The 10639-nt window shown below is 72.3% G+C and carries 6 protein-coding genes; all 6 read right to left on the bottom strand.

Features of this window, described 5'->3' with window-relative positions; all coding sequences use genetic code 11:
* Positions 1 to 292 precede the first annotated feature (292 nt).
* Positions 293 to 1564, bottom strand: a complete 1272-nt coding sequence (gene tyrS / locus D4B81_RS06695) for a tyrosine--tRNA ligase (protein ID WP_122261654.1) — start codon at positions 1562 to 1564, stop codon at positions 293 to 295.
* Between the two features lie 51 nt (positions 1565 to 1615).
* Complete coding sequence (locus D4B81_RS06690) at positions 1616 to 2284, bottom strand: DNA-3-methyladenine glycosylase (RefSeq protein ID WP_237565855.1); 669 nt, start codon at positions 2282 to 2284, stop codon at positions 1616 to 1618.
* Positions 2277 to 3698 carry an argininosuccinate lyase gene (argH, locus tag D4B81_RS06685; protein WP_122261653.1) on the bottom strand — a complete coding sequence of 474 codons (1422 nt, stop codon included), beginning with the start codon at positions 3696 to 3698 and terminating at the stop codon, positions 2277 to 2279. The genes D4B81_RS06690 and argH overlap by 8 nt, the downstream gene beginning before the upstream one ends.
* 29 nt (positions 3699 to 3727) lie before the next feature.
* Positions 3728 to 4234 (bottom strand): arginine repressor, encoded by a 507-nt coding sequence (argR, locus tag D4B81_RS06680; RefSeq protein ID WP_122261652.1) that lies wholly within the window; start codon positions 4232 to 4234, stop codon positions 3728 to 3730.
* An 85-nt stretch (positions 4235 to 4319) separates the two neighbouring features.
* Positions 4320 to 4919 (bottom strand): hypothetical protein, encoded by a 600-nt coding sequence (locus tag D4B81_RS06675; RefSeq protein WP_161965020.1) that lies wholly within the window; start codon positions 4917 to 4919, stop codon positions 4320 to 4322.
* 9 nt (positions 4920 to 4928) lie between these two features.
* Entirely contained in the window at positions 4929 to 10523 is a 5595-nt protein-coding gene (locus tag D4B81_RS06670; protein ID WP_161965019.1) for a cupredoxin domain-containing protein, read from the bottom strand.
* Between the last annotated feature and the right edge of the window lie 116 nt (positions 10524 to 10639).

Below are 10639 nucleotides of genomic sequence, written 5' to 3'. Positions count from 1 at the left end.
GTGGCACAACAAAACAATACATTGGCATCAATATCTGACACGCTGTTGAGTTCTCAAGGATCGGACGCACACCTCAGAAGCGGGAGCTCGTGGCTCTGCATTCTGCGGGGCAACCTCGTCTAGATTAACCTTCGCGACTTTCCGGAGTCAAATCCGCGGCCCGCTGAAGAAGCGTTCCTGTCCGAAGGTGATCCGCGCCCGGGACCGGCCACCTCTCGGTGTCCGTGCCTCCCTGTCGGAGCGGCGAGGTGAAACACTAGGTCACGGTGCCGCCGAAACACAAATCTGCTGGTCAGGAGGCCTTGCGCGCGGCCGCGAGGTGCTTGCGCCCGCGCCGGACGAGGGCGACCTCGTCGTGCAGGAAGTCCCCGGCCCCCAGCACGTGCTCCACGTCGGTGACCTTGACGTTGTTGACGCTCACGCCTCCCTCGCCGATCAGGCGCCGGGCAGCGCCCCGGCTGTCCGCCAGACCGGTCGCGACCAGGGCGTCGACCACCGTGCTCCCCGGGTCCACCGTCCCGCCGGCCAGCTCGGCCGTGGCGTCACGCAGCGTGCCGGCGTCGAGGGCGGCCGGGTCGCCCTTGCCGAAGAGGACCCTGCTGGCGTGCTCGACCTGCTCGGTGGCCGTCGGCCCGTGCACGAGCGTCGTCACGTCGGCGGCGAGCACCCGCTGGGCCGCGCGGAGGTGGGGAGTCTCCGCGGTAGCCCTCTCCAGCGCCTCGATCTCCTCCGCCGTCCGGTCCGTGAAGACCCTGAGCAGGCGGCCCACCTGGGAGTCGGCGATGTTGATCCAGTACTGGTAGAAGGCGTAGGGGCTGGTCATGTCCGAGGACAGCCAGACCGCGTTGCCCTCCGACTTGCCGAACTTGTTGCCGTGCTCGTCCGTCAGCAGGGGGGTGGTGATGACGTGCGCCGACCGCCCCTCGACCCGGTGGATGAGGTCGACCCCGGCGGTCAGGTTGCCCCACTGGTCCTGCCCACCGGTCTGGACGGTGCACCCCAGGGTGCGGAACAGGTGCAGGAAGTCCATCGCCTGGAGGATCTGGTAGCTGAACTCGGTGTAGGAGATGCCGATCTCGCTGTTGAGCCGGGCCGCCACCGACTCCTTGCGGATCATCTGGTTCACCCGGAAGTGCTGCCCGACGTCGCGCAGGAAGTCCAACGCGGACAACGGGGCCGTCCAGTCCAGGTTGTCGACGAGGATGGCCGCGTTGTCACCGGCGAAGTCGAGGAACGGCGTGACGAGGCTCTTGATCCTCGCGACGTTCGCGGCCGTCTGGTCCTTGGTCTTCAGCACCCGCTCCGCGGTCGGCTTCGGGTCACCGATCTGGCCGGTGGACCCTCCGACGAGCACGATCACACGGTGACCCGCACGCTGCATGCGGCGCAGCACCACGAGCTGCACGAGGTTGCCGAAGTGCAGGCTCGGGGCCGTCGGGTCGAACCCGCAGTAGACGGTCACGGGGCCCGACGCGAAGTGGTCGCGCAGGGCCGCGTCGTCGGTGGTCTGCGCGAGCAGTCCTCGCCACTCCAGCTCGTCGAGGATGGTCGGTCCGGTGCTCACGTCCAGGGATCTCTTCCTGTGCTCGGGGTATGGCGACTGGCCGGCTCTAGCCTACGGCTCGCCCGGTCTCGTCCACGCCGTCGTGGCGCGGCGCCGCGCCACCGCCGCGCGGTAGGGGGAGACGGTCGGCTCCCCCGGCAGCCAGAAGCGCCAGGGATAGGTCGTGCCGTCGCCGCCGGGACCCGAGACCCCCACCCGGGGCCCGGTCGCCACACCCGTCGCGGGTTTCCGGGGCACATCCACCCGGACAGGACCGTCGGTGCGGAGCAGGTCGACGCCGTCCAGCGCCCCGGTCAGCCCGAGGCTGGCGGTCAGGCGGGCCGGGCCCCGGGCCAGGTCCCGCACGGGCAGGGGGCGGGCCCGGCCGGCGTCCCTCCGCTCCCGGGCCCGGTCCTCCCCGTGCACCACCTCCCCCGCCCTCATCAGCACCGCTCCGGCCTCGCCCTCCGGGCCGCAGACCAGGTTGGCGCACCAGTGCATGCCGTAGGAGAAGTAGACGTAGAGGTGGCCCGCCGGTCCGAACATCACCGCCGTGCGGGGCGTCGGCCCGCGGAAGGCGTGCGACCCGGGGTCGCGCGTGCCGGCATACGCCTCCACCTCCGTCAGCCGCACGGTGACACCCCCGACGCTGATCAGCGCCCCCAGCAGCTCCGGGGCGACCTCGAGGACGGGTCGGGAGAAGAACGCCCGGTCCGCGGCGCGCACCGCGACCTCAGTCACGCACGGTCGGCATCTCCGTGACCCAGTGCCGGAGCCGGGCGACCTGCTTGATCAGGTGGGCCCGCTGCTCGTGCACCCGCACGGGCGCGGTGCCGCCGTGGGCCGAGCGGGAGGCGAGGGAGCCGTGCACGGTGAGGACGCCCCGGACCGACGGCGAGAGGTGGTCGCTGATCGCGGCGAGGTCCGAATCCGAGAGGTCCTCCAGGCCGATCCCCCGCTCCTCGCACACCCGGACGCACTCCCCCGCGACCTCGTGCGCGACGCGGAAGGCCACCCCCTGACGGACCAGCCACTCGGCGACGTCGGTGGCCAGCGAGAAGCCCTGGGGGGCGAGCTCCTCCATCCGCTCCGGCACGAAGGTCAGGGTCGCCACCATCCCGGACACGGCGGGGAGCAGCACCTCCAGCGTGTCGACCGCGTCGAAGACCGGCTCCTTGTCCTCCTGGAGGTCGCGGTTGTAGGCCAGCGGAAGTCCCTTGAGGCTCGCGAGCAGGCCGGCGAGGTCACCGATGAGGCGACCGGCCTTGCCCCTGGCCAGCTCGGCGACGTCCGGGTTCTTCTTCTGCGGCATGATGCTGGAGCCCGTCGAGAAGGCGTCGTCGAGGCGCACGAACCCGAACTCGGCGGTCGACCACAGGATGACCTCCTCGGCGATCCGGGACAGGTGCACGCCCGACATCGCCATGACGAAGCTGAACTCGGCGGCGAAGTCGCGGGACGCCGTCCCGTCGATGGAGTTCTCGACGGCGCGCGGCATACCCAGGTCGTGGGCGACCGCCTCCGGGTCCAGGCCGAGGGAGGACCCGGCCAGGGCGCCCGAGCCGTACGGGGAGACGGCGGCGCGCACGTCCCAGTCGACGAGGCGCTCGACGTCACGGAGCAGCGCCCACGCGTGCGCCTGCAGGTGGTGGGCCAGCAGCACCGGCTGGGCGTGCTGCAGGTGGGTGCGCCCCGGCATGGCCACCTCGGGGTGCCGGGCGGCCTGGTCGACGAGGGCCTGCACCACGTCGAGGACCTTGGCGCCCAGCAGCCGGGCCTGGTCGCGGAGGTACATCCGGAACTGGGCCGCGACCTGGTCGTTGCGCGACCGGCCGGCCCGCAGCCGGCCCCCCACCTCCGGCCCCACCCGCTCCATCAGTCCTCGCTCGAGCGCGGTGTGGACGTCCTCGTCGTCCGGTGCGGGCCCGAAGGCACCCGAGCCCACGTCCGCGCCCAGGGCACGCAACCCGGTCAGCATCGCGTCGAGGTGCTCGTCGGAGAGCAGGCCCGCCTTGTGCAGCACCCGCGCGTGCGCCCGGGACCCCGCGAGGTCGTAGGGAGCCAGACGCCAGTCGAAGTGGGTGCTCTTGCTCAGCGCCGCCAGGGCGTCGCTGGGACCGCCGGTGAAGCGGCCTCCCCAGAGGCTCACAGTCATGGGGTCATCCTCGCACCCCCCGTGACGGGTCAGCTCAGGTCCCGCTCCGCGTCGGAGTCGTCGGCGAGCGCGAGCAGCCGGTGCGCGGTGGCGGGCCCGCCGCCGGGCTCCGTGGTGATGACCAGGATCGTGTCGTCGCCGGCGATGGTGCCCAGGATGTCCGGAGGGTCGCTGCGGTCGATCGCGGCCGCGAGGAACTGGGCCGCCCCCGGCGGGGTGCGCAGGACGACCTGGTTGCCGACGGCCCGCGCGCTCACGAGCAGCTCCTGGACGAGCCGGTGCAGGCGCGCGGACACCTCCACGCTGTCCTGCGCGGGTCGAGGGGTGGTGTCACCTCCCTCGGCGGGCACGGCATACACGAGCTGGCGCCCGCGCCGGACCTTGACCGCACCGAGGTCGACCAGGTCCCGCGAGAGCGTCGCCTGGGTGACGGTGATGCCGTCCTCGCCGAGCAGGTCGAGCAGCTGGCCCTGCGAACCGACGGCGTGCCGCTCCAGCAGGTCGGCGATGCGCTGGTGCCGTGCGGCACGCGTCATCGGGATGCTGGTCACCCGCGTGACTATACAAGAGGATGCATGACTATGCGTGAACGCGGCCCCCTCGTGGGGGACGTCGTGCGTGTCAGCCGTGGTGCGTGCCGCCGTCCTCCTCGGCGGGGACCGGCACGACCTCCTCCGGGGTCAGGGCGACCCGCACCGCGCGCCCGTCCGGGTCGTCGTACTCCACCCAGCCGTCGGACACCCCCGGCACGTCGTCGAACCAGACCTGGCCCGAGACCGACCCGCCCCGTGGCAGCAGCCCGTCGCCGAGGGTCGACCCGTCCGGGGTCCGGGCCTCCCCCGCTGCGGTGACGAGGCGGAAGTCGCCCTCGGAGTACTCCAGGCCGCCCCGGGCTGTCGCGGTCAGCTCCACCCAGACCTGCAGCTGGTCCAGACCCTCCGTCCCGGCCATCCGCGCCGCGGTGGGGGGTCCCTGGGTGGTGGGGACGAAGGTAGTCCCCACGCGGGTGACCACCACGGAGCCCCCGGACGTGCCGACCGGGCTGCCGATCCCCACGACGACAGGGCGTGCGCGCACCCCGGCGACGAAGACCGCGGCCACCACCAGACCGACGAGGGACAGGGCCACGACCGCCACCATGAGCACACTCCCGGTGCGCGGCCGGCGTGTCCCCGGGAGGACGTCCCCCCGGGCGGCAGGCGCGGTGGCCGGTCTGCTCACGGCGCGAGCCTACTTCTTCCTGGGTGGGGCCAGGGCGGCCGACAGCGGCGCCAGGTCCGCCTGTGCGGTGCCGTGGACCCGGAGCAGACCCCAGGCACCACCGTCGAACATGTGGAAGAAGTTGCGGTCGTTGTACAGGAAGTCTCCCGGCACGGCGTCCTGGGCGCACCGTGCCGCACCCTGGGTGTTCTGCAGGGGTGTCACCGACCCGGCGCAGATGCCGGCGTTGAACGTCCGCCCCGTGTTGAGCCCGCCCTGGCTGGTCACGACGGTGCTGGTCGGGTCGTTCTGCTCGTACCTCCAGCTGTGCCCGCTCATCCCGAAGGTGTGCACCCGGGGCAGGTCCTGGCTGTTGAGGATGCGCACGATCGTCGGGTCGTCCGGATAGGCGCGCAGCAGAGGGGTGGCCGGGTCGCCGTGGACCGTGGAGCTCAGCACGTCGGCGAGGGCGCCGCCGGCCGCGAGACGTCGGGCGAAGGGTTCGCTGCGGTAGTTGATCCCCACCTCGCCCATGTCCTGCAGGTCGCCCTGCCCCCCGGGCACGTCGATCTGGTCGACGATCGGGCGCCCCTGGGCGTCGAAGAGGTTGAGACCGTCCTGGATGTCGAGGACGAACTCACGGTACGCCCGCACGGTCCCGCTCGGGTCGGTGTAGCGGATCACCGCCTGCTCCCCCGCGCCGAGCGGGAGCGGCCCCAGCTTCTGCGGCTCGAGGAACGTCGCACCCTTGGGCTCCACGATCACGGCTCCCCAGGCACCGTGGTGCCGGGTGGTCCGCAGGTTGCCCCAGTCACCGAGGTTGGCCACCCCGATGTTCTTGCTGTCGACCAGGTACTTGTAGGTGTACCGCTGCCCGGGGGCCGCGGTGGAGTCGAAGTTGTACCCGACCGCGGACCCGTCACCCGCCGTCACGTAGTAGCGCACCAGGCCCGACGGGTGGATCGAGGCGCGGTTGCCGGCGGGCCACGCGGGGGTGACCGTGCGGGGCCGACCGTCGACGAGGTTGGTGACGTGAGAGGTGCCGAGGGAACCGATGCGCTCGACGGGGTTGACCGGGTCGCCCTCGCCCAGGCTGATCCCCGCCTGCGGGAGCCTGTTCGTGAGCACCAGGTTCAAACACTCGCCCTCCACCGCGCGGATGAACAACGGCTTGAGCTTGCTCCCCGCCTTCGGCCGGCCGGCGGAGTCGAGCTCCTGGTCGAGGACGTAGGCGACACCGTTCGGGTCGTGGTCCCCGTAGGCGTTGTAGTCGATCCGGGTCCTGACCAGGCTGATGTTGTAGGTGCGCTGGGTCGCGGTCGTCGGGCACGGCTTGGGGTTGTCCGTCGGCGGTGTGAGCGCCGCACCCGGCTTGACCGCGGGCCACTGCGAGCCGGCCTTGGCCAGGGGCAGGGCGGTGCGGGTGGGCAGCGGTTGCAGGTCGGTGGTGCGGGCGGACTGCACCCGGAAGATGCCCCACATCCCCAGCCAGAGGTCGTTCAGCGGTTGGGACGAGTAGAGGTAGTCACCGGCGGCCCCGGCTCCGGTCGGCAGGATCATCGTGCTCCCGGACTCCGTCGAGGTGGCCTCCCGGGCCTTCTCCACGGCGTCGTTCCTGGTGCCCCGCCGCACGACCTGCGTCCCGCTGATCTCGAAGTTGAAGAACTCGGCGATCATCACGAACTGGCTGTCGTAGAGGTTGGAGTCGGGGTCGTCGGGCTCGTGCAGCCACCGGTGCCCGGACAGGGTGAAGTTGTGGCCCTCCTCGTGGGCACCACCCATGAACCGGAAGATCACCGGGTCACCGGGATAGGCGCGGAAGACCGGCGTCGAGGGGTCGCCGTGCACGGCGGAGCTGAACACGTGGGCGGGCTCGGCCTGGGCGCCGCTGGTCCCCGAGTTGATCCGGGTGGGGAAGGGCTCGTTGCGGTAGTTGATGGCCATCCCGCCCTGGTCCCGGCCGTAGTCGTCGGGGGCGCCGGGCGGGTTGATCGGGACGCCTGCCGCGTCGAGGAGCGGCACGAAGTCGGAGTAGTTCACGGTGAACTCACGGAAGCTGGCCGACCAGGTGCCGGGTTTGGACCCGGGCACCTTGATGTCGGCGACCGACCCGACCCCGTAGCAGGCCGGCTGCTCGCCGGAGGAGGGCAGCCCCAGCCCGTCGCAGTAGGCGGGGGCCACGGGTGCCCCGGTCGTCGGGCTGTGCCACACCGAGGTCGCGGGCTCCACGTTCATCGCCGCCCACAGCCCGTGCTGCTGGTGGGTGTTGGGGTTCTGGTGGTCGTGGAAGTAGATCGTGCGCAGCGGGACGTCGACGAACCACCGGTAGGAGTACGTCTGGCCCACCATCGGGGCCTGCACGTAGTTCCACCCCACGGACGTACCGTCCGTGGCGAGCTCGTCGAAGCGGACGAGGTGCACGTGGGTGCTCAGCTCGCTCATCAGGCTGGCGGCGTGGAACGCGTTGCCGCCCGTGAGCCCGTGCTCACCGCCGCCCCCGAGCTGCCCGTCGTGCACGTCCGCGGGGACCCCCCTGTCGTTGTCCAGGTGCGTGGCGTTGGTCGACTGCATGATCACGCACTCACCGAGGTTGGCGCGCATGTTGTAGGGCTCGGTCTCCACCTCACCCGCCTCGATGCGCTCGCGGATCTGCGCGGCGACGTCGACGGCGGACAGCGCGTCCCCGGCGTCGGAGGGTGGGGCCTCCACGTAGAGCTTGCCTCCCGGGTCGTGCCAGCCCGCGTCGTTGTAGACGATCCTGGCGTCGACGGCCGCCGGGTAGTACCGGCGCACCGGGACCCCCGTGGGGCAGGGGTCGATGAAGAACGACCCGGGCACGGCCTCGCGAGCACCGCCCTCGCCCGTGGTGACCATGTTGGCGCGCTCCAGGTTGGTCGTCGTCCCTGACGCGTAACCACGGACCGTGTCCCCGGGGCGGCGCCAGTTGAGCGCGGGGTCGCCGAACTCGTCCGCCACGACCGACCCCGGGGGTCGGAAGGCGCGCTGGCCGTACTCGCCCTTGACGAACAGCGGGAAGCCGGGGTGGGCGACGTCCGGCATCGGTGTCATGGGCACCGGTTCCCCGGTCGTCGGGTGGGTCGCGGTGAGGTCGAGGTCCGGCAGGAGGACGAGCGGCTCGACGGGGGTGCCGTCCGGGTAGGTGCGCGGCACGCCCTCCGGCCAGAGGCCGGGGTCCGCCGGACGCTGCCGGTCGAAGACGCGCAGCATGCCCCAGAACCCCTGGGCGAAGTGCGGGTAGAGGTGGCAGTGGAAGATCTGGTCGCCGTTGCTCGCCGTGGTGATCGCCCGGGCGGCCATGTCCGGACGGCCCAGGGTGAGCCACTCCGCCGCCGAGCGCGCACCCAGGTCCGGCCTGGCCGGGTCGGAGGTGATCGCCTCACCGGCGCCGCCCTCGTAGACGAGGTCCGCCACCTGACCGGGTCCGATGGACTGGACGTCCAGGCGGGTCGAGTCGGGGTCCTCCGACTCCTGCCGCCAGCGGTTGGTGTGCTGGTGGAACGGGTGCGTCTCCTTGACGCCCGGGTGGATCAGCCGCACCCGGACAGGGTCACCGCGGTAGGCGTGCGGGATGAGGGCGTCGCTGAGGACCTCGATGCGGCCCTTGGTCGCGCCCTCCACGGTGTCGGAGACGACGGCACCTGCGGCCTCACCGGTGGACCCGCCCTCACCGCCCGCGGTCGTCGTCGCGTCGTCCCCCGGCGTCGGGAGGGGCAGCAACCCGGTCCCGTCGACGGTCAGCTCGACGTCGCGCCCGGCGAAGTGCTGGGCGAAGGCGATGGAGAAGCGACCGGGCTCCAGGGCGGTGACGGTGACGTCACCCGGGGCGAGGTCGGCCAAGGGCAGGACCTTGAGGCCCGTCAGGGCGGCCTGGATCTGCTCCGCACCGGCGTCGAAGGGCAGCGGTTCGGTGGTGGTGCGAGCGCCGGCGAACTGGGGGGCGGCCTCGTCGAGGGTGGTCAGGTCCTCGCCGAGCGGACGCATCATGGTCGGGTCCTCGAGGGTCAGGGTGAAGGTCCCGCCGCCCGCGCTCAGCTCAAGGATGTCCGTCTCGTCCACGGCCGTCGTCATCTTGCCGGGGTCACCGAAGGGCCACGACTGCAGGTGCGACTCCTCGCCGTGGCAGCTGGAGGTGCCGCGGTCCCTGGCCAGCCGCTCGAGGTTCTCGGTCGAGGTCTGGTCCGTGGTCCAGCCGTCGCAGAACCGGTCCTCCGGCAGGATCACCGTGCCGTTGGGCAGCGTCACCGTCTTGCCGTCCCGGTGGTCGATGACGGCCCGGAGGCGGTTGCGCAGCGGCTCCGCACGGTAGTTGAAGCCGAAGGACGGGTCCTCGATGCCCGTGTGGGGGAAGACCGGCGTCCGGCCCTGCCGGTCCACCACGCCCTCTGGCTGGTCCAGGAACAGGAGGGCGAGGTCGCGGAAGTCGTCGCCGGCAGCGGGCCCTCGTGCGTCGGCGAAGACGGGGGCGCCGATCCCCCGGCCGTCGGGGGTGAGCAGGTCCTGCCCGGTCCGCTCGTCGTGCCACGTGTAGCCGGCGGGCAGCACCACGAACGCGCCGTAGAGCCCGCGGCTCGTCGTGTCCTTCGAGGGGCCCGGCCCGAAGCTGGTGCCCGACCCGTAGTCGTTGATGGTGAACTGACCGGCCCGCCCGGCGAACCAGGTGTAGGTGCGCCGCTGCCCGGGCGCCACCGTCGAGTCGTCGTTGCGGCCGATGCGGGCACCGTCGCTGGCCCCCGGCCCGGTGACCTCCTTGGCGAGGCCGTCCACGTGCATCCCCACGCGCAGGTCGGAGATCGAGTTGGAGAAGGTGACCCTCACGCAGTCCCCCACCCGTGCACGCAGGACGAGCGGTGTGGCGCGTCCGGGCTCGGCCCGGACGTCGTCGGCACCGACCAGGGCGTCCTCGTTGGACAGCGCGTACATCAGCCCGTCGGGCACGTGGTCGCCCCACCCGTTCAGCGGCAGGTCGAGCTGGAGGGCCTCGACGTCGTAGGAGATGGTCCGGGTCGCCGCCCCGCAGACCCCCGTCCCCGCGGGGGCGGCCGGGAGCGCAGTGACCACCGGCGCGGCGGACACGGGCGCGGCGGTGGCCGCGAGCAGGACCGCCAGCCCGGAGGCGGCGACCGCGGCGGGCCGGGGCATCGCCCCCCTGACCCGTCCCGGCCCCCGCTGCCCCGGGCGGGCCGACGGACGACTCGCGGCGGAGGTTGGCCGACCCTGCCGTCCGCGCGGGCGGGTGGCTGCCGTGTGGAGGACCGAGATGACCAGGCTCAGCCCGAGCACCATGAGAGCGTCCTGCGTCGCGACGACCAGGGTCACGGTCCCGGGCACCGCCCCGCCCACGACGGTGGCGTAGGCAGCGTGGGCGGAGGCGACGACGGCGGTACCGAGGAGGGCGCAGAGCGCCGGCTCCCGGGCGCTGCGCGCAGCAGGAGCCCGCCGGACCAGGCTCAGGGCCACGATCAGCGGGGGGAGGCTGAGCGCACCAACCAGGAACACCCCGACCAGCAGAACCCCCACCCGCTCACCCTCCGGGCGCAGCCCGGCGTGGGCGAGGGCGAGCCAGAGCGCTCCCCCGAACCCCAGCAGCGACGCGAGCGTGAGCATCCGGCGCGATGTCGGGTCGTGGTCCATCTCGGCTCCATCCCTCACGGACGTGGGGCCGGTGACCGCAGCCCCTCGTGACAGGTTGCCTGGGGCACCTTGCGCGATCCTTGCGTCGT

The sequence above is a fragment of the Ornithinimicrobium cerasi genome, from assembly GCF_003702705.1.
Taxonomy (GTDB): domain Bacteria; phylum Actinomycetota; class Actinomycetes; order Actinomycetales; family Dermatophilaceae; genus Ornithinicoccus; species Ornithinicoccus cerasi.
Note: the sequence above shows the minus strand (reverse complement) of the source record. Positions and strands in the feature narration are given on the sequence as shown.

Bases quoted from the DNA above. Each gene is read 5' to 3' on its own strand.
- argR (WP_122261652.1), bottom strand. From the start codon at position 4,234: ATGACGCGTGCCGCACGGCACCAGCGCATCGCCGACCTGCTGGAGCGG.
- D4B81_RS06670 (WP_161965019.1), bottom strand. From the start codon at position 10,523: ATGCTCACGCTCGCGTCGCTGCTGGGGTTCGGGGGAGCGCTCTGGCTC.
- argH (WP_122261653.1), bottom strand. From the start codon at position 3,698: ATGACTGTGAGCCTCTGGGGAGGCCGCTTCACCGGCGGTCCCAGCGAC.